Source organism: Mycobacterium sp. URHB0044, assembly GCF_000620625.1.
Lineage (GTDB): Bacteria > Actinomycetota > Actinomycetes > Mycobacteriales > Mycobacteriaceae > Mycobacterium.
The window spans coordinates 147,455-166,299 of sequence record NZ_JIAW01000019.1; the positions used below are offsets into that span (position 1 = coordinate 147,455).

General features: G+C 67.2%; 17 protein-coding genes. 5 read left to right on the top strand and 12 right to left on the bottom strand.

Features of this window, described 5'->3' with window-relative positions; genetic code table 11:
- Positions 1 to 11 precede the first annotated feature (11 nt).
- From guaA to guaB, 4 genes are all read right to left on the bottom strand, one after another.
- Positions 12 to 1,583: a glutamine-hydrolyzing GMP synthase gene (gene guaA / locus N536_RS0128570; protein ID WP_029116741.1), complete on the bottom strand. Its 1,572-nt coding sequence runs from the start codon at positions 1,581 to 1,583 to the stop codon at positions 12 to 14.
- Positions 1,584 to 1,629: 46 nt separating this feature from the next.
- A complete protein-coding gene (locus tag N536_RS0128575) occupies positions 1,630 to 3,366 on the bottom strand; it encodes a GMC oxidoreductase (protein WP_029116742.1) in 1,737 nt (578 codons plus the stop codon).
- 70 nt (positions 3,367 to 3,436) lie between these two features.
- Positions 3,437 to 4,564 carry a GuaB3 family IMP dehydrogenase-related protein gene (locus tag N536_RS0128580; RefSeq protein WP_029116743.1) on the bottom strand — a complete coding sequence of 376 codons (1,128 nt, stop codon included), beginning with the start codon at positions 4,562 to 4,564 and terminating at the stop codon, positions 3,437 to 3,439.
- Positions 4,565 to 4,591: 27 nt separating this feature from the next.
- Positions 4,592 to 6,133 (bottom strand): IMP dehydrogenase, encoded by a 1,542-nt coding sequence (gene guaB / locus N536_RS0128585; protein ID WP_029116744.1) that lies wholly within the window; start codon positions 6,131 to 6,133, stop codon positions 4,592 to 4,594.
- A 142-nt stretch (positions 6,134 to 6,275) separates the two neighbouring features.
- On the opposite strand from guaB, the gene N536_RS0128590 reads away from it, so the two are divergent.
- Entirely contained in the window at positions 6,276 to 6,680 is a 405-nt protein-coding gene (locus N536_RS0128590; protein ID WP_029116745.1) for a DUF5319 domain-containing protein, read from the top strand.
- Between the two features lie 14 nt (positions 6,681 to 6,694).
- On the opposite strand, the gene N536_RS0128595 is transcribed toward N536_RS0128590, so the two are convergent.
- The 3 genes from N536_RS0128595 to N536_RS0128605 all read right to left on the bottom strand — a co-directional run bounded on the left by N536_RS0128595 (position 6,695) and on the right by N536_RS0128605 (position 9,387).
- Positions 6,695 to 7,948, bottom strand: a complete 1,254-nt coding sequence (locus N536_RS0128595) for an anti-sigma-D factor RsdA (RefSeq protein WP_029116746.1) — start codon at positions 7,946 to 7,948, stop codon at positions 6,695 to 6,697.
- On the bottom strand, positions 7,941 to 8,519 hold the full coding sequence (locus N536_RS0128600) for a sigma-70 family RNA polymerase sigma factor (protein WP_029116747.1): 579 nt from the start codon (positions 8,517 to 8,519) through the stop codon (positions 7,941 to 7,943). The genes N536_RS0128595 and N536_RS0128600 overlap by 8 nt, the downstream gene beginning before the upstream one ends.
- A gap of 88 nt (positions 8,520 to 8,607) precedes the next feature.
- Positions 8,608 to 9,387: a tetratricopeptide repeat protein gene (locus N536_RS0128605; protein WP_029116748.1), complete on the bottom strand. Its 780-nt coding sequence runs from the start codon at positions 9,385 to 9,387 to the stop codon at positions 8,608 to 8,610.
- 443 nt (positions 9,388 to 9,830) lie between these two features.
- Between N536_RS0128605 and N536_RS0128610 the strand changes: the two genes are divergently transcribed.
- Positions 9,831 to 10,121: a WhiB family transcriptional regulator gene (locus N536_RS0128610; RefSeq protein ID WP_029116749.1), complete on the top strand. Its 291-nt coding sequence runs from the start codon at positions 9,831 to 9,833 to the stop codon at positions 10,119 to 10,121.
- 21 nt (positions 10,122 to 10,142) lie between these two features.
- On the opposite strand, the gene N536_RS39765 is transcribed toward N536_RS0128610, so the two are convergent.
- Both N536_RS39765 and N536_RS0128620 read right to left on the bottom strand, forming a co-directional pair.
- Positions 10,143 to 10,919, bottom strand: a complete 777-nt coding sequence (locus N536_RS39765; RefSeq protein ID WP_051574836.1) for a DUF4349 domain-containing protein — start codon at positions 10,917 to 10,919, stop codon at positions 10,143 to 10,145.
- Positions 10,920 to 11,072: 153 nt separating this feature from the next.
- Positions 11,073 to 12,017, bottom strand: coding sequence for an LLM class F420-dependent oxidoreductase (locus N536_RS0128620; RefSeq protein ID WP_029116750.1), 945 nt, complete (start codon positions 12,015 to 12,017; stop codon positions 11,073 to 11,075).
- Positions 12,018 to 12,092: 75 nt separating this feature from the next.
- Here N536_RS0128620 and N536_RS0128625 point away from each other — a divergent pair, with 75 nt between their 5' ends.
- Positions 12,093 to 12,527: an OsmC family protein gene (locus tag N536_RS0128625; protein ID WP_029116751.1), complete on the top strand. Its 435-nt coding sequence runs from the start codon at positions 12,093 to 12,095 to the stop codon at positions 12,525 to 12,527.
- A 27-nt stretch (positions 12,528 to 12,554) separates the two neighbouring features.
- Here the strand turns inward: N536_RS0128625 and N536_RS39770 are convergent, their stop codons facing one another.
- Positions 12,555 to 13,994: a threonine/serine exporter ThrE family protein gene (locus N536_RS39770; RefSeq protein WP_081809428.1), complete on the bottom strand. Its 1,440-nt coding sequence runs from the start codon at positions 13,992 to 13,994 to the stop codon at positions 12,555 to 12,557.
- A 354-nt stretch (positions 13,995 to 14,348) separates the two neighbouring features.
- Between N536_RS39770 and N536_RS0128635 the strand changes: the two genes are divergently transcribed.
- On the top strand, positions 14,349 to 15,971 hold the full coding sequence (locus N536_RS0128635; RefSeq protein WP_029116752.1) for a hypothetical protein: 1,623 nt from the start codon (positions 14,349 to 14,351) through the stop codon (positions 15,969 to 15,971).
- Positions 15,972 to 16,033: 62 nt separating this feature from the next.
- On the opposite strand, the gene groL is transcribed toward N536_RS0128635, so the two are convergent.
- Together groL and groES are read right to left on the bottom strand one after the other, a co-directional pair.
- The gene (gene groL / locus N536_RS0128640) at positions 16,034 to 17,653 is read right to left on the bottom strand and encodes a chaperonin GroEL (protein WP_029116753.1); all 1,620 of its coding nucleotides are present in this window, start codon (positions 17,651 to 17,653) and stop codon (positions 16,034 to 16,036) included.
- An 80-nt stretch (positions 17,654 to 17,733) separates the two neighbouring features.
- Positions 17,734 to 18,036, bottom strand: a complete 303-nt coding sequence (gene groES, locus N536_RS0128645; RefSeq protein ID WP_029116754.1) for a co-chaperone GroES — start codon at positions 18,034 to 18,036, stop codon at positions 17,734 to 17,736.
- Positions 18,037 to 18,652: 616 nt separating this feature from the next.
- On the opposite strand from groES, the gene N536_RS43165 reads away from it, so the two are divergent.
- The coding region (locus N536_RS43165) for a helix-turn-helix domain-containing protein (protein ID WP_369798481.1) at positions 18,653 to 18,845 on the top strand (193 nt) is incomplete at its 3' end.

Sequence of the window (18,845 nt, forward strand, 5' to 3'; positions counted from 1 at the left end):
CGGGTTTCGGGTCACTCCCACTCGATGGTGCCGGGCGGCTTGCTCGTCACGTCGAGCACGACCCGGTTGACCTCGGCAACCTCGTTGGTGATCCGGGTCGAGATGCGTTCGAGCACTTCGTAGGGCACCCGGGTCCAGTCCGCGGTCATCGCGTCCTCACTGGACACCGGCCGCAGCACGATCGGATGCCCGTACGTGCGGCCGTCGCCCTGCACGCCGACCGAGCGGATGTCGGCAAGCAACACCACCGGGCACTGCCAGATCTGGTTGTCCAGTCCGGCGGCGGTCAGTTCCTCGCGGGCGATCGAGTCGGCGCGGCGCAACGTGTCCAGCCGCGCGGCGGTGACTTCTCCGACGATCCGGATCCCCAGCCCCGGGCCCGGAAACGGTTGGCGCGCAACAATTTCCTCCGGCAGCCCGAGCTCGCGCCCGACGGCGCGGACCTCGTCCTTGAAGAGCAGCCGAAGCGGTTCGACGAGCTTGAACTTGAGGTCGTCGGGCAAGCCACCGACGTTGTGGTGACTCTTGATGTTCGCCGCCCCGGTACCGCCGCCGGACTCGACCACGTCGGGATACAGGGTGCCCTGCACCAGGAAGTCGACTTCGAAGTCCGCTGCGCCCACCACGTCTCGCACCGCGCCCTCGAACGCCCTGATGAACTCGCGGCCGATGATCTTGCGCTTGCCCTCGGGATTGGTGACGCCCGCGAGCGCCTGCAGGAACCGCTCCTCGGCATCGACGGTGACCAGCCTGGCGCCCGTCGCCGCGACGAAGTCGCGCTGTACCTGACCCCGCTCGCCTGCCCGAAGCAGGCCGTGATCGACAAACACACACGTCAACCGGTCACCGATCGCGCGCTGCACCAGCGCGGCGGCGACCGCCGAATCCACCCCGCCCGACAGGCCACAGATCGCGCGGCCGTCACCGATTTGATTGCGCACCTGCTCGACCAGCGCGTCGGCGATGTTGGCGGCCGTCCACGTCGCGCCGATACCGGCGAAGTCGTGCAGGAACCGGCTCAGCACCTGCTGGCCGTGCGGCGAGTGCAGCACCTCGGGGTGGTACTGGACGCCGGCAAGTCGACGCGCGCGGTCCTCGAACGCCGCGACCGGAGCCCCGAAACTGGTGGCGACGACGTCGAAGCCGTCGGGCGCCTCGGTGACGGCGTCACCGTGGCTCATCCAGACGGGCTGGGTGACGGGCAGATCCGAATGCAGTTCTCCCCCAGTGACGTTCAGCTCGGTGCGGCCGTACTCGCTGGTGCCGGTGCGCGCCACGGTACCGCCGAGCGCCTGCGCCATCGCCTGAAAGCCGTAGCAGATGCCGAACACCGGCACGTCGAGGTCGAACAGCGCGGGATCGAGTTGCGGTGCGCCATCGGCGTACACACTGGCCGGCCCTCCGGACAGGACGATCGCGCTGGGGTCCTTGGCCTTGATGTCGTCGACGGTGGCCGTATGCGGGATGACCTCCGAGTACACCCGCGCCTCTCGGACGCGCCGCGCGATCAGCTGTGCGTACTGCGCGCCGAAGTCGATGACCAAGACGGGTCGCGGGGATGAGTCACGGGCTGCCGATTCCACCGGCCCAGTCTAGTGGCGGCCGGCCGCCCCTCCCTCCGCGGCAGGTTCAGCCGGTCGAACCGACCGGTTCGATGGGCAGCCTGCGCAACGCGGCCGGCGCGTGCTCGGGCACCACTGGCCGCTTCGGCGGGATCGGCGCGAGCCGCAGGTAGGGCTGACCCTGCTCGGGCCGCAGGTCGTTCTCACCCTTGTTCGGCCACAACGCCGCAGCGCGTTCTGCCTGCGCGGTGATCGACAGGGAGGGGTTCACGCCGAGGTTCGCCGAGATCGCCGCACCGTCCATGATCGACAGCGTCGGATAGCCGTACACCCGCTGATAGGGGTCGATGACGCCGTGCTCGGGACTGTCACCGATGGCGGCACCCCCGAGGAAGTGGGCGGTCAGCGGAATGTTGAACAGCTCCCCCCAGGTGCCGCCCGCCACGCCGTCGATCTTCTCGGCGATGCGGCGGGTGACCTCGTTGCCTGCGGGGATCCACGTCGGGTTCGGCTCGCCATGCCCCTGCTTGCTGGTCATTCGACGCAGCCCCAGCTTGCCGCGGCGCGTGTAGGTGGTGATCGAGTTGTCCAGGTGCTGCATGACCAACGCGATCACGGTGCGCTCGCTCCAGTGGCTCGGGTTGAGCAGCCGCAGAATGCCGCGTGGATCTTCCCTGGCGCTGTCGACGAGCTGCTTCCACCGTGGGACGTCGGTGCCCTGCGGGCCTGCGCCGTCGGTCATGAGGGTCTGCAAGAGGCCCATCGCGTTGGAGCCCTTGCCGTAGCGGACCGGCTCGACGTGGGTGTCGTGGGTGGGGTGGATCGACGACGTGATGGCCACCCCGTGCGTCAGGTCGAGATCGGCCGGAACCGTGATCGTGGCGGCGCCGACGATGGATTCCGAGTTGGTTCTGGTCAACAGGCCCAGCTTGTCGGACAGCTTGGGCAGCCTGCCGGTGTCGCGCATCTTGAACAACAGCTTCTGCGTCCCGAAGGTGCCTGCGGCGAGGATCACGTGCGTCGCGGTGAACGTGCGCTTGCGACGGCGCAGCCACCGGCCGGTGCCCGCGGTGCGGACCTCCCACACGCCGTCGCGGCGCTGCTCGAAACTGGTGACCGTCGTCATCGGATGTACTTGCGCGCCATTGGATTCCGCGAGGCCGAGGTAGTTCTTGACCAAGGTGTTCTTGGCGCCGTAGCGGCAGCCCGTCATGCACGCGCCGCACTCGATGCAGCTGGTGCGGGCGGGTCCGGCACCACCGAAGTACGGGTCGGCCACCGTCTTGCCCGGCGTCTTCTCACCGTCGGGACCGAAGAACACGCCGACGGGCGTCGGGACGAACGTGTCGCCGACGCCCATGTCCTCGGCGACCTCCTTCATGATTCGGTCGGCGTCGGTGAACGTCGGGTTCATCACCACGCCGAGCATGCGCTGCGCCTGGTCGTAGTGCGGCATGAGCTCGGAGCGCCAGTCGGTGATGTGCGCCCACTGCGGGTCGGCGAAGAACGGCTCCGGTGGCACGTAGAGCGTGTTGGCGTAGTTGAGCGAGCCGCCACCCACGCCAGCCCCGGCCAGGATCATCACGTTGCGCAGCAGATGGATGCGCTGAATGCCGTACATGCCGAGCTTGGGCATCCAGAGGAACTTGCGCAGGTTCCACGAGGTCTTCGCGAAGTCAGCGTCGGCAAAGCGTCTACCCGCTTCGACGACGCCGACGCGATAGCCCTTCTCGGTGAGCCGCAGTGCGCTGACACTGCCCCCAAAACCCGAGCCGATGATCAGGACGTCGTAGTCAGGCTGCATCCCATGATTATGAACTTACCGGCCGGTAACTACTAGACAGGGGACCCTAACTTGTAAAGGAGACCGGCTTTCAGGACCCGACGGCCAGGCCGACCTTCTGGAATTCCTTGAGGTCGCAGTACCCGGCCTTCGCCATCGCCCGTCGCAGGCCACCGACCAGATTCAGCCCGCCGAACGGGTCGTCGGACGGCCCGGTGAGGACCTGCTCGAGTGAGGGCCGCTCGCCGAGCGCTATCTGCAGCAGCGCGCCGCGCGGCAACGACGGGTGTGCGGCCGCCGACGGCCAGAACCAGCCACCCCCGAGAGCCTCCGCGGAGGCGGCCAGCGGGGTGCCGAGCACCACGGCGTCGGCACCGCAGGCAATGGCCTTGGCCAACTCGCCCGAGGTGTGGATGTCGCCGTCGGCGAGCACGTGCACGTAGCGACCACCGGTCTCGTCGAGGTACTCCCGCCGGGCCGCGGCGGCGTCGGCGATCGCCGTGGCCATCGGCACGCTGATGCCGAGCACCTCGTCGCTGGTCGTGACGCCCGAGGTCGAGCCGTAGCCCACGATGACGCCCGCCGCGCCGGTGCGCATCAGGTGCAGCGCGGTGCGGTGGTCGAGCACACCACCCGCGACGACGGGGATGTCGAGTTCGGAGATGAACGTCTTGAGGTTGAGCGGCTCACCGTCCTGGGCGACGCGCTCGGCGGAGATGATGGTGCCCTGGATGATCAGCAGGTCGATGCCCGCCGCGACCAGTGCCGGCGTGAGTGCCTGCGCGTTCTGTGGGCTGACCCGCACGGCGGTGGTGACGCCGGCGTCGCGGATGCGCGCCACCGCGGCACCGAGGAGTTCCGGGTCGAGCGGTGCGGCATGGAGTTGTTGCAGCAGCCGGATGGCCGCCGACGGTTCGGGCTCCTTGGCGGCGGCCTCCAGGACCTGGGCGATCTTGGCTTCGACGTCGGCGTGCCTGCCGATCAACCCTTCGCCGTTGAGGACGCCGAGCCCGCCGAGGCGGCCCAGTTCGATGGCGAACTCCGGCGACACGAGTGCGTCGGTCGGGTGTGCGAGGACGGGGATCTCGAACCGGTACGCGTCGAGCTGCCAGGCCGTCGACACGTCCTGCGAGGAACGGGTGCGTCGCGACGGCACGATGTTGATGTCGCTGAGCTCGTAGGTGCGGCGAGCGGTTCGGCCCATGCCGATTTCGACCAGGTCACGCATGCGTAATTCCCCCGAGCTCTAGCGAGCGTAGTAGTTGGGCGCCTCGACGGTCATGGCGATGTCGTGCGGATGGCTTTCCTTCAGGCCGGCCGCCGTGATCTGGACGAACTGCGCCTGCTGCAGCGCTTCGATGGTGGGCGCACCCGTGTAGCCCATGGCGGCGCGCAACCCACCGGTCAACTGGTGGATGACCGTGGAGAGCGGACCACGGAACGGCACCCGACCCTCGATGCCCTCGGGCACCAGCTTGTCCTCGCTCAGCACGTCGTCCTGGAAGTAGCGGTCCTTGGAGAAGCTCTTCTGGGAGCCGCGGCCCTGCATGGCGCCGAGGGAACCCATGCCGCGGTAGCTCTTGAACTGCTTGCCGTTGACGAAGATGAGCTCGCCGGGCGCCTCCGCCGTGCCTGCCAGCAGTGAACCGAGCATCGCCGTCGACGCTCCGGCCGCCAGCGCCTTGGCGATGTCGCCCGAGTACTGCAGTCCGCCGTCGGCGATCACCGGCACGCCGTACGGCTTGCAGGCGGCCACGGCCTCGAGGATGGCGGTGATCTGCGGTGCGCCGACACCGGCGACGACGCGCGTCGTGCAGATCGAGCCGGGACCGACACCGACCTTGACCGCATCGGCACCCGCCTCGGCCAGCGCGGCCGCCGCGGTGCGGGTGGCGACGTTGCCGCCCACCACGTCCACGCGGTCGCCGACCACGGTCTTGACCCAATGCACCATGTCCAGCACGCCGCGGTTGTGCGCGTGTGCGGTGTCCACGATCAGCACGTCGACACCCGCGTCGACGAGTGTCATCACCCGCTCCCTGGCGTCGCCACCGACACCGACCGCCGCGCCGACGAGCAGCCTGCCGTCACTGTCCTTGGTGGCGAACGGGAACTGCTCGGTCTTGACGAAGTCCTTGACGGTGATCAGCCCCGTCAACTTGCCGTGGCCGTCGACGATCGGCAGCTTCTCGATCTTGTGGCGGCGCAACAGTCCCAGCGCGGCTTCGGCGGAGACGCCGGCCTGCGCGGTGATCAGCGGCGCCTTCGTCATCACCTCGGCGACGGGCTTGCTCTGGTCGACCTCGAATCGCATGTCCCGGTTGGTGATGATGCCGACGAGCGCGCCGTCGGCGTCGACGACGGGCAGGCCTGAGATCCGGAATCGTGCGCACATCGCGTCGACCTCGGCCAGCGTGTTCTCCGGGGAGCACGTGACGGGGTCGGTGACCATGCCTGCCTCGGACCGCTTCACGGTCTCGACCTGGCCGGCCTGCTCGGCGACGGACAGATTGCGATGCAGGACGCCCATGCCGCCGGCACGCGCCATGGCGATGGCCATCCGGGACTCGGTGACGGTGTCCATCGCGGAACTGACCAGTGGCACGCGGAGCCGGATGCGCTTGGTCAGCTGGCTCGACGTGTCGGCGTTCGCGGGCACCACGTCGGAGGCAGCAGGCAGCAGCAGGACGTCGTCGAAGGTGAGCCCGAGCATGGCGATCTTGGTGGGATCGTCACCCCCGGTCGGCACCGGAACGGCGAAGGGAAGGCTGCTTTCAGCGATCGACATGGGTGAGGCCTCCAGACGGCGCAGATCTAAATGTCCATCTTATCGGGACGCCGGACGGTCGCTGGCCCCACACGACGTGGGAGCAGCGTGTTACGGCATGGACGGCTGGCGCGATGACGGCCGTGCTGCGTAATGTGGAAGCGTGCGCGACCACCTGCCGCCGGGTTTGCCGCCCGACCCGTTCGCCGACGACCCCTGCGATCCCTCCGCTGCCCTCGACGAACTCGAGCCTGGCCAGCCGCTGGATCCGCAGGAACGCATCGCGGTCGAGGCCGATCTCGCCGACCTCGCGGTGTACGAAGCGTTGTTGGCGCACAAGGGGATTCGCGGCCTGGTGGTGTGCTGCGACGAGTGCCAGCAGGACCACTATCACGACTGGGACATGTTGCGCGCCAACCTGCTGCAACTGCTGGTCGACGGCACGGTTCGGCCCCACGAGCCTGCCTACGACCCGGAGCCCGACGCCTACGTGACGTGGGATTACTGCCGCGGATACGCCGATGCCTCGCTGAACGAGGCGACGTCGGAATCCGACGGATATCGCTGAACGCTTAACTTCGCTTAGTTCTTGGGTCCCCCGCCGCGCCCCGGCGGGGCGACGGTCGTGGTCACCGGGTCTTGCTCTTCCAGCTTGGGTGCCGGCGCCTCGCTGGTCTTCCCGGTGTCTGCCGGCGGCTCGGCCTGCTTGGGCGGGTTCGGCGCCTCGGATGCGGGCGCCTGAGTGGGCACGACGCGTGGCTGCGCGGGCGGTTCCGCCGGCGTCACCGCCGGTGCTTCCACGCTCACCGGCGGCGGTACGGACACCGATGACGGCACGGACACCGTCGACGGCGGCAACGACACGGTCGAGGGCGGCAAGGCCGCTGGTTGACGAGTGGTGGTCGTGGTCGTGGTGGTCGTCGTCGCGGGTGGCGGTGCCGGTGCGGTCGACGTGGACGGCTCCGTCGACGGCTGTGTCGTGGTCGTAGGTTCGGTCGACGTCGACGGTTCGGTCGTCGTGGTCGACGTTCCGGGTGAAGTGGACGTGGTGTCCGACGGCGACGTGGTGTCCGACGGCGAAGTCGCTGAACCCGATGTCGATGTGTCCGACGTGGAGGTATCCGAGGCCGACGAGTCCGACGTCGAGGTCGTGGTTTCGTCGATCACCGGGACCGGCAGCAGCGTCAGCGGCGAGGACGGCATCGGCGGCAGCGGCTCACCCGGCGGTGGCAGCGTGGCCGCGGGATCCTGCTCGACGACCTTGTAGGTCAAGGCGTTCCACTGCTCGATGAGGTCCTGCTTCTGGTCGACCTGGTCGATGCTCTGCACGGTCGTGGACAGCGTCACCAACTTGTCCTGCGCCTGCTGCCAGTCACCCTGCTCGATCAGCTGCTGCACCTGCGCGAGTTGCTGCGAGGCCAGCTCCACCTGATCATCACGTGCAGGCTGGTCGCCGAAGAGCATGGTCCGCATGCCATAGAAGGCGTCACCGGGCTCCGCCCCGTAGACGGCCGCACTGAAGCCGCCGAGGCACAGCAGCGCTGCGGCGGCCGAGCCGACGAGGGCAAGCGAGGTCCGAGTGCGCTTGCGCGAGACATCGCCGAGGCCGCCGTGCAACGCGATGATCGCGTCGCGTGGCGTCACGACCGCCGTGACCGGGGTGTCGCGAATCTCGTCGCGCCAGTCCGAGAGCAGGAAGGCCAGTTCCGCCTCACCGGGATCCGTGGAGTACACCGGTTGGTTCGAGGAAAGAGATTCGAAGAACCGGTCGGCGCGGTTGATGTCGTTGAGCGACGGGTCTCCCCCGTTGCCCGTCCAGCGACCAAAGTCAGGCATGGTCGTGCCTCGTTCCAGCGATTTCCGTCTTTAGCCGGGCCAGCGCGCGGTGCTGCGCGACCCGGACCGCACCAGCCGTGCTGCCCACCGCCTCGGCCGTCTCCTCGGCACTCATGCCGACCACGACGCGCAGGATGACGATCTCGCGCTGTTTCTCGGGCAGTACCGCCAGCAGCTTGTCCATCCGGGCGGACGCTTCGGCGTCGATCGCCATCTGCTCGGGGCCGATGTCCGACGACGGTCGGTCGGGCAGCGTGTCGGTGGCGTCCGCACGATTCCGCCCGTTCGCGCGGTGCGCGTCGGCAACCTTGTGAGCGGCGATGCCATAAACGAAGGCCAGGAACGGTCGTCCCTGATCCTTGTAGCGCGGCAGCGCCGTGATGGCGGCCAAGCAAACCTCCTGAGCCACGTCGTCTGCTGAAAGTCCACTTCGGTCCGCTGTCCCGATCCTCGCCCGGCAATACCGGACGATGATCGGACGGATGGTCTCCAGCACTGTCCGGAGCGCATCTCGATCGCCTGCCACCGCCTCAGCAACGACAGCATCGAGACCATCTCCCGAAATTGTCATCGTGAGTTTTATCTCCAGCGTTACGGATGAGGCGGACCCCGACGGTTGTGTCAGGTAAAGACTAATGATCAGACGGTGAAGAGCCGCGTCAGCGCGCTGCCCACACGCCGCCCCTACGTCGTACCGTATCGGCGGATTCATCGCGGATGGCGGCGATCCGGTCCGGCGCGTGGACGGCACTGCCGATGTCGACCAACAGACACCCCAACGCCCAGCTCAACGGTATTAATCCAAGCCGTTGCGTGGCCGCCAGCGTGGCGTCGGCGACACGACGCGACGCCGCCAGGTCACCGGCGCTGCAGAGCGCGGCGGCCAGCACGACGTCCGACTTGACGGCGTGTCGCGCCGAACCCGTCGACTCCGCGAGCTGCACCGCCCGCTCGGCATGGCGGACCGCTGCGACACCGTCGCCCGTGAACATGGCCAACTCCGCCGTCACCCAGCCCAACCGGACGGGCAATCGCTCCGATGAACCGTCACCGACGAGCTCGCGCGCCCGACTCAACAGCCGTGCGGACGCGCTGAAGCGGCCGACGCCGAGAGCGTCGGCCGCCAGCCCGATCAATGCGTCGGCACCCGCTTCGGGATCGGGACCGGACAGTGCGAAGGCGCGGCCATCCCACGACCGCGCGTCGACGTGCCTCCCGAGCTGACGGAGGAACGACGCCCACGTGCTTAGCCCCAGCGACGCGAGCGGCCCCGAGTCGGAGAACCGACAGAGGGACTCCAGGTCGGTGAACCCGGCGGCGTATCGACCTTGCCCACCGGCGGCCACCGCCCGCTGCCAAGTCTCACCGGGCGTCTCCGCGACCGGCAGCGGCCAGCGACCGGGGTCGTCGCCGAACGCGGCGCGGACGAAGACGTTCATCGAATCCGGACGCTATCAACACCGCGACGACCGCAACCGTGGGAACCCGGTACCGCGGGGCACGGGTAGCGCCGTGTTGCCGATCCAACATTGGTTAACAGTTGATGGTGGCCGTGTTAAATCGGTATCAACTGCCTACTGAACGCTAGGAACAAGGCGCGCAACGCCGTTCGCTGCGAGCAGCGGAAACCGGTATCGAGATCACTTGGTGGCCGTTTCGCCATCACCCTTCTCGTTGCGGACGCGTCGCAAGGATGAACGTGATGTAAATTCTGCAGCTGCTGTTATGCCCTTGAGCACATGTGCAACCTATTGACTGAATTTCGCGAGCCCTTCTACGTTGTGTGCACGAGTAGTCACTGGCGACACGTGCTCGGATCGATTCCACGATTCAACGCCCTCCCGCGTAATGCGAAAGGGGTGCGCAGAGAGGGGTTTTCCCAATGCCACAGCCGCAGCAGCTACCCGGACCGAACGCAGACATCTGGGATTGGCAAATGTCGGGCCTTTGCCGGGGTGTCGACTCATCGATGTTCTTCCATCCCGACGGAGAGCGTGGCCGGGCCCGCGCCCAGCGCGAGATGCGCGCCAAGGAGATGTGCCGACGTTGCCCGGTCATCGCACAGTGCCGCAGTCATGCGCTGGCGGTCGGTGAGCCGTATGGCATCTGGGGTGGCCTGAGCGAGTCGGAGCGCGAGATTCTCCTCAAGCGCGGCATCCGCCGTACGGCCTGACCGGAAACGGCGCGTGAGCCGCTACGAGCGGCGCGCCTGCACCACCCGGATGACGCCGTAGAGGATTGCGCACGCAACGGCGAGCGCACCCAGCCACGGCAGCATCAGACCGAAGAGCAACACCAGGTTGCTCAGCACCGAAGTCAAACCATTCCAACCCCGCTCGATCTGACCGGTGAACCCTTCGTACTTCTGCGGCGACGGTCCGCCGATCTGCTCGGCGACGAAGGTGACGTTGACCGTGCTGTAGTCGATCCGATCGCCGAGCTGGTCGCGTTGGGCACGAAGGCTGTCCAGGTCCGCCTGGCGCTGCGACAGCGCGTTCTCCGCGGCAATGAGCGCCTCGGGGTCCTTGGCGTCGCTCATGATCCCCAGAAGTCGATCCACCGAGGTCTGCAGAGCCTTGATCCGCGCGTCGAGGTCGACGCGCTGCGCGGTGACGTCCTCCGACGTCGTCTCCGCGTTCTGCACGGTCCCCAGCGACTTGAGGTCGCGCACCACGCCGTCGAGCTTCGCGACGGGGACGCGCAGCACGACCGAGGTGCGTGCCCGCCCCTGACCCGACCCGGCATCCTCGGTACGACTGTCGACGCGTCCGTCGGCGTTCTCCGCGAGGACGGCAGCCTTGTCCGCGGCCTCCGACGTATTGGACGCCGTGATCGTCATCGACGCCGTCTTGACGACGTCGCGCTTGGTCTCCAGCGGCGGGGCCGGCCCGAACTCCGGCGCCTCGGCCGTGACGCCGTCCTTCATGCCTGCCGCCGGGGCGCTCGGCGCGCTACCGCTCTGTGGCGCCATGTTGCCCGGCGATCCCGAACATGCGGTCAGCACGCCGATCGCCGCGATCCCCGCGATTCCCAAGGTCAACAACCTGCTCGAAACGCGGTTCATGATCACCAACCTTGCCATCGCCTGTGAAGTCCAACAACGGCCCTGGTCAGACCACGTCCGCTAGCTGATCAGCGGGCGCAGCGCCTCGCCCACCTCGGTAATGACGCCCGGCGTGTAGCCGTGGGTCGGCAGGTTGACGATCACGCCGTCGACGCCGACGTCGAGCACGTTGGCCTTGATCTGTTCGGCCACCTGCTCGGCGGTGCCACGCACCGCGCGACCGGTGTTCGCCTCGGGAACATCGCGTCGGGTGCCGTGGCCGTCGAGCACCGCGGTTAGCAGCGTCGAGGTCTCCAAGGTCGAGGGATCACGCCCGGCTTCCTCGCAGCGCTGTCCGAGCACGGTCAGCTTGTGCGGCAATTCCGAGATTGGCGTGATCAGATTGAGGTGATCGGCGTAGCGCGCAGCCATCCTGAAGGTCTTCTTCTCGCCGCTGCCGCCGAGCATGACCGGGATGTGGTCGCGGTAGCGGGGTTCGTTGATCGCGCTCTCGGTGCGATACCACTTGCCCGCGAACGTCGGCCGTTCGCCGTGGGTCATCGGCACGATGATCTGCAGGGCCTCCTCGAGCTTCTCGAATCGCTCCGTGAAGGTGTCGAAATCGAAGCCGAGCTGCTGGTGCTCGAGCTCGAACCAGCCGGCACCGAGGCCGAGCACCGCCCGTCCCCCACTGATCACGTCGAGGGTCGTGATGATCTTGGCGAGCAGCGTCGGGTTGCGGTAGGTGTTGCCGGTGACGAGCGTCGACAGCTGGATCTTCTCGGTCGCGCTCGCCAACGCGCCGAGCGCGGTGTACGCCTCGAGCATCGGCTCGTCGGGTTCGCCGAGATTGGGCAATTGGTAGAAGTGGTCCATGAGCAGGACCGTGTCGAAGCCTGCAGCCTCGGCCTCCTGCGCCTGCGCCTTCACGGCCGGGAAGAGGTCTGCGACTGGTGTGTCGTAGGAGAAGTTCGGGATCTGTAGTCCGAGCTTTATCCCGTCGCTTCGCTCGCCTAGGTGTCGAATCGTCACGGATCGGGTCAACAACCGGGTGGGGCGATTCGATTCCTCGCGCGACGGCCGTCCCGCACACTCATCTGCATGACGACGGACGAGGGCACGGTGACCGTGACGGAGGCGGGTTCCGGGACCTACACCCAGGAGATCACCGCCGGTCACCACCGGCTCGTCGCCGACGAGCCACGACCTATCGGCGACGACGAAGGCCCGACACCCTATGACCTGCTGTTGGCGGCGCTCGGGTCATGCACCTCCATGACGGTGCGGATGTACGCCGCACGCAAGGGCTGGCCGCTCGAACGGGTACGGGTCACGTTGCGGCACTCGCGAATTCACGCCGAAGACTGCGCCACGTGCGAGACCACCAAGGGCTTCATCAGTCACATCGATCGCGACATCGAGTTGGTTGGCGAGCTCGATGACATCCAACGCCAACGCTTGATGAACATCGCCGACCGGTGCCCGGTGCATCAGACCCTGACGTCGGAGATCGACATCACCACGACGGCGGTGTGACAGGTCCCGTGCGCTGGCCGGACGATCTCAGTCTGGGGCGGGTCGTGGCGGGCGAGCCCTGCGGCGCAGCAGAAGCCGGTGCCGCCGCACCTTCCGCGAGCTCCATTCACCGAGGGTGACGCCCGCCGCGAGCGCCGTCCCGACCGCAAGTGCAGCAAGGACCGACGCGAACCCGACGGCGTGCTGGTCGTTGAGGATCGCGTAGATGCCGTGCAGCAGCGCAAGGCCCGGCAACAGCGGGACGATGCCCGCGATCGACACGACCATGGGCGGTGCGAGTTTGCGGCTTTCCATCAGCCTGCCGACCAAGCCGATCGGCACCGCGGCGACGAACGATGCGACGACGGCGCCCAAGCCCGCGCCCTGGGCGAGGAGGAACGCGATGGTGCCCGCGGCACCGCCGAATGCCGCGGCTATCGCTGCGGAGCGTTCGGCATAGCAGGCCAGGGCGTAGGCGGCCGCGCTCGCCGCGCCGAATGCGACGCGGGCAGGCAGCTCTGCCAGCGCAGGTGGTGCGCCGGGACCGAGGGCGACGAAGGGCGCGCCGAAGCGGCTGGCGAGGTGCAGGACCACCGCCACGCCGGCGATGGTCGCGGCCGTCATCATGAGCAATTCGAAGAAGCGGCCCGCGGCGGTGACGGGGGCTCCGGTGATGACGTCGCCGACCGAGCTCACCAGCGAGAGCCCGGCGAGGAGCACGACCAAGCCGGCGGCGATGGCCACCGTCGGTTCGAAGTGCAACCCCAACTTGGGGCTCAGCCAGTAGAGCGCCAGCGGGGGCGCGGTCGCGATGGCTCCGCCGATCGCATATTGGAAGAACAGCGGCAATCCGTGCCGGTTGAGTCGCCGGTTGACGACGTAGATCGTCATGGTGCTCAGTGCACTGACCAAGCAGGCCAGCAGGCTCGCGCCGAGCGTTCCCGCCGTCGCGAATGCCAGTGCACCCCAGGCCAGGGTGGCGATCCAGCGCTTGTACGGGTGCGGCGCGATGATGATCGCGTCCAGTTCCTCGCGGGCCTGCGACGGGGATACCTCGTGCGCGGTGATCCGACGGATCAGGCGGTCGACGGCGGCCAGGCGGCTGAAGTCGATCGAGCGGGCCTGCACGGTGTGCAGGGTGGTGGCTGCCGGCGAGGTGGGTCCGCGGTAGGCGGCCACGTGGATCGTCGTGCTGATGACGTCGACCTGGCACCGCTCGATGCCGTACGCCGTGATGATGGCCGTGACCTGGTCCATCGTGCCCGTCGTCGGCATTCCGGACGCCATCAGGATGGCGCCGATGTTGCCGGCCACGTCCAGTACTTCGCCGACCCGTTCGAGGTACTCGGCATCGAGGTCGGCGCTCGTCGACGCGGTGATCCGCGGCAACGTGCCCGTAGGTGCCTCGGTTTCCCGGACGATCCGGCTCAATACCTCTCGGCGACGTTCACGCCACGGGTGGCCCGCGCGATCACGCGTCGACTGCACGGCACTTCCCTCCCTGGCAACACCTTCAGATCCCGTGAAGCGCAACGAACACGGGTCGACGGACGTTCCCTCTGGGGCACCTGAGCAATCGGTGTTTTCGCTCACATCCTCAGAGTAGGACTGCGACAGAGGCCGGCGCCGCTCCACTACGCAACTGCCTGGGCGGCAAGTCGTTTCACCCACCGATCGCCCCGCGCCGCCACGGTGAACCGCGGCACCGCAAATTTGCACGCGCGTCAAGCAGCGAGTTGGATTCCGCCAGCCGAACTGTCGAAACGTGCTATACAAGGCTGTCTTTGCGTCCGCCGAGACCCTGCTGTCAGCTTCCTTAGCTGTAACAACAAAGGACCGCGAATGGGAGCTCATTCGGCCGCGCATCGTCCCCACGGCAAGAAGGCCAAACATCGTGCCCGGTCGGAGCCAAGGATCGAGCGGTACGCCTGGCTGGGCGCGGGCGCGGTCACGCTCGGCATAGGCGCGGCCATGGCGAACGGAGTTGGCGTCGCCAATGCAGAAACCGCGGCGGACGACGGATCGACGACGAGCGCAACGCACTCCACACCCGCAGCGAAAACGTCGAAAGATGCTGGCTCGCAGCCGAAGAGCGATCCCGACACCAAGCCGGACAGCCCGGTTGGATCGGACCGCGAGGACGCCGAGGGTGATGACGCGGACCAGCCGAGCTCAGGCGAGTCGACCGGCGGAGCGTCACCGGCTGCTACGAGCCCCGTGACGTCGCTTGCTGCCAGCGGCGGCAACGTGAAGACCGAAGCCAAGGACGGCGACAAGACGACCCACCTCGTTCACACGAAGAAACCCGACAAGGTCGAACCCATCGATGACCCGACGGTGGATGACACCACAGTCGACGTGGCGGCCGATGACGTCGAGGCTCAGCCGACCGCGCCGTCGTCCAAGCCGCTCGCGACCGTCGTCGAGACGAAGCAGGCCGTCGACGTCGTGGCAGAGCCCGCACCCGAGGCTGCCGCTGGACCGGTGCCGTGGAGCCCAAACCCGTTCCGGCCCATGCCACCCGAGCCAGTGCCCAACGACATGCCGGCTGTGATCTGGAACGTCGAGCAGGCCATCGTCAAGGCCTTCCAGTCCGTGCCGGTGCTACAACCGTTCGTCCGCGAGGGTTTCGAAGCCGGGTTCCGGGTCAGCCAGATGATCCCGTTCGTCAACGCGGTGATCCCGATCGTCAACGTCGTCGATCAGCTGCCGAACCTGGCCAGCGGTGACCCTACGGTGGTCCGGGCCGCAACTCAGAGCATCATCAACAACCTCATCGTGACGCTGCAGCCGGTGTCGGTGCTGTATTACGGCTACGACGAAATCGCGGACCTCGTCAACCTCGAGTACCAGGCGCAGGCGCTCAAGGAGTGGTTCTACACGACGACCTGGGACGTGCTCGACCCCTTCACGCTCCTACACAACCGAGGCCAGTCGGGTCTGCCCTTGTCGCCGTCCACCCCGACTGATCAGGTAGTCAAGCTCGCAAGCTCGACCACTGCCATCGCTGCAACTACCGACGCCCCGGGGTCGAGCCCATTCCGCCCGGACGACCCCGATCCCATCGGAATTCCGGAGTCACTGCTTCAGCTCCGCAACCTCGTCATGTTCGCCCTCCCCGATCCCCTGGAACCGATCTTTCGCGAGGCCTTCGAGTTCGTTTACCGGGGAAGCCAGATGGTGCCGTTCGTGAACGCCGTCGTCCCGATCGTCGAAATCCTCCCTGCGGTCATCCAGGCGCTGGGCGGCGACAAGGCAGGCGCCCAATTCACCATCAACCAACTGCTGCTCACGACGGGGCCGATATCGGTTCTGTACTACGGCTACGACGAGATCGCCGACCTGCTCAACGTCGAGCAAGCCGCCTTCGCCGCCAAGCAACAGCTGTACGCCGGCCTGTGGGACGCCCTCGATCCGGCCGGTCTGCTGCACAACGTGGGTGATGGCGGCCTGCTGCGTCGTTGAACTCGCACTCAGACGGAAGCGCCCCCGGTCCTGAGGACCGGGGGCGCTCTCGTCAATGCGACCTAGTGAGCGTGGCCGTGGCCACCGTGGCCGTGGTCTTCTTCCTCGGCCGGCTTGTCCACCACCGCGGTCTCGGTGGTGAGGATCATCCGCGCCACCGATGCTGCGTTCAGCACCGCCGAGCGGGTCACCTTGACCGGGTCGACGACACCGTCGGCGAGCAGGTCGCCGTACGTCAGCGTGGCGGCGTTGAAGCCCTGCCCGTTGGGCAGCTCGGACACCTTGTTCACCACCACGGAGCCGTCCAGGCCCGCGTTGGTGGCGATCCAGTACAGCGGCGCCGACAGGGCCGTCGAGAAGACGTCGACACCGATGGCCTCTTCACCCTTGAGCGACTTGCGCAGGTCGGCGAGTACGGACCGGGCCTGCACCAGGGCCGAACCGCCGCCCGGGATGATGCCTTCCTCGACCGCGGCCTTGGCTGCGGACACGGCGTCCTCGACGGCTTCCTTGCGCTTCTTGAGGTCGGTCTCGGTGGCCGCGCCGACCTTGATCACGGCGACGCCGCCGGACAGCTTGGCCAGCCGCTCCTCGAGCTTCTCGCGATCCCAGTCGGAGTCGGTTGCCTCGATCTCGGCACGCAGCTGCGCCTTGCGACCCTCGATGGCGTCCTGAGTGCCACCGCCGTCCACGAGCACGGTGCTGTCCTTGCTGACCACCACGCGCCGCGCGGTGCCGAGCACGTCGAGGCCGACCTCACGAAGCACCAAACCGACGTCGGGGTTGACCACCTGGCCGCCGGTTACGACGGCGAGGTCATCGAGGAACGCCTTGCGACGGTCACCGAAGAACGGCGCCTTCACGGCGACGGCCTTGAGCGTCTTGCGAATAGCGTTGACCACCAAGGTCGAAAGGGCTTCGCCCTCGACGTCCTCGGCGATGATCAGCAGCGGCTTGCCGGACTCGGCGACCTTCTCCAGCAGTGGGAGCACGTCGGGCAGTGAGCTGATCTTCTCGCGGTGCAGCAACACCAGCGCGTCCTCGAGCACCGCTTCCTGGGCGTCGAAGTCGGTGATGAAGTACTGCGAGATGAAGCCCTTGTCGAAGCCGACGCCCTCGGTGACCTCGAGCTCGGTGTTCAGCGTGGAGGACTCCTCCACGGTGACGACGCCGTCGTGGCCGACCTTCGTCATGGCCTCGCCGACCAGTTCGCCGACCTCCTCGTCGCGCGACGACACGGTCGCGACCTGAGCGATCGACTTCTTGTCGCTCACCGGCGTCGCGGCGGCAAGCAAGGCCTCCGACACGGCGTCGGCGGCCTTGCTGATACCGATGCCAAGGGACATCGGGTTCGCACCTGCAGCGACGTTGCGCAGTCCGGCCTTGACCAGGGCCTGCGCGAGCACCGTCGCGGTGGTGGTGCCGTCGCCTGCGACGTCGTTGGTCTTGGTGGCCACTGACTTGACCAGCTGCGCACCCAGGTTCTCGAAGGGATCTTCCAGGTCGATCTCGCGCGCGACCGTGACACCGTCGTTCGTCACGACGGGGCCGCCGAACGCCTTGGCCAGGACCACGTGGCGGCCACGCGGGCCCAGCGTCACCCGCACGGCGTCGGCGAGCTTGTCGACGCCGACTTCCAGTGCCCGGCGCGCAGTCTCGTTGAACTCAATCTGCTTGCTCATGAATGTCTTTCTGGCTCATAACGCATGCCGCCCCGGAAATCGCCCGCGGATGCGGGGATCTCCGGGGCGGACACGGTTGCTTACTTGGAGACGACAGCCAGCACGTCGCGTGCCGACAGGATCAGGTACTCCTCGTTGTTGTACTTGATCTCGGTGCCGCCGTACTTGCTGTAGATGACGGTGTCGCCCTCGGCGACGTCCAGGGGGATGCGCTTTTCGCCATCCTCGTCCCAGCGGCCGGGGCCAACTGCGACGACGGTGCCTTCCTGCGGCTTCTCCTTGGCGGTGTCGGGGATGACCAGACCAGATGCGGTCGTGGTCTCGGCCTCATTGGCCTGAACGAGGATCTTGTCCTCGAGTGGCTTGATGTTCACGCTCGCCACGATGGGCCCTCCACTAATTGATAGGGGTGCGGTCCGGGGTAGATCCCGGACCTTCACTGATTTCCAGCATTTACCAGGTGTTCGGCATGCGCCCGTTGCCCTCGCGCCGTCGTCGCGGGTGCCGGACCAGGGTTTGGCCGCCTGCCATCTAGCACTCTATACACGCGAGTGCTAGCACTCAAGGGCGGGCCCGTGCCGATTGGTCGGCGCGTCACCACAGGGCCTGAATTGGGCGGTATCGATGTCTCACTCGGGATCGGCCGCTCCAGCGCCCTACCGACATGCAGCTGGCGGATCACTTGCTGGACGACGCTCGACTCCGCTGACATTACTCGGCCTCACTTAGCATGGGCCACTGACACTTTCGGCGTTGAAAGCGTTAGTTATGCACAGTCCGGATTTCATCCACAGGCATGGATTCGGTGGGTGGTTCCGGTCGGGGTCGGCAGGTAAATTCGAAAGCATGTTCGACCTTGTTGACGCGGCCGCCGGCACCTCGGGTGTTATCTCCCAAGACATCGGTGACAGTTCTGCATCAGGACATCGGTGACACTTCGGGTGGTCTTGGTGGTGACACTTCTGCCCCAAGGTTCGGGTGGTGGCCGTCAATGAACCCATCGATCCTGTCGTTCGCCTTGCGATCTCGCAGTGGCCCGATGACGCCCCTCGCGGTGCGGTGTCAACCTTCTGCGCCGAGCACGGCATCTCCCGTAAATCGTTCTACGCGTTGCGTAAGCGTGTGAAGACCGACGGGCCGGCAGCGGTGCTCGAACCCAGGACACGACGGCCGAAGTCGAGCCCGTCGAAGC

Coding starts and splice junctions, on each gene's coding strand:
- N536_RS0128575 (WP_029116742.1), bottom strand. CDS start 3,366: ATGCAGCCTGACTACGACGTCCTGATCATCGGCTCGGGTTTTGGGGGC.
- guaB (WP_029116744.1), bottom strand. CDS start 6,133: ATGTCGATCGCTGAAAGCAGCCTTCCCTTCGCCGTTCCGGTGCCGACC.
- N536_RS0128595 (WP_029116746.1), bottom strand. CDS start 7,948: ATGCCTGACTTTGGTCGCTGGACGGGCAACGGGGGAGACCCGTCGCTC.
- N536_RS0128600 (WP_029116747.1), bottom strand. CDS start 8,519: ATGACAATTTCGGGAGATGGTCTCGATGCTGTCGTTGCTGAGGCGGTG.
- N536_RS0128605 (WP_029116748.1), bottom strand. CDS start 9,387: ATGAACGTCTTCGTCCGCGCCGCGTTCGGCGACGACCCCGGTCGCTGG.
- N536_RS0128610 (WP_029116749.1), top strand. CDS start 9,831: ATGCCACAGCCGCAGCAGCTACCCGGACCGAACGCAGACATCTGGGAT.
- N536_RS39765 (WP_051574836.1), bottom strand. CDS start 10,919: ATGGCGCCACAGAGCGGTAGCGCGCCGAGCGCCCCGGCGGCAGGCATG.
- N536_RS0128625 (WP_029116751.1), top strand. CDS start 12,093: ATGACGACGGACGAGGGCACGGTGACCGTGACGGAGGCGGGTTCCGGG.
- N536_RS0128635 (WP_029116752.1), top strand. CDS start 14,349: ATGGGAGCTCATTCGGCCGCGCATCGTCCCCACGGCAAGAAGGCCAAA.
- groL (WP_029116753.1), bottom strand. CDS start 17,653: ATGAGCAAGCAGATTGAGTTCAACGAGACTGCGCGCCGGGCACTGGAA.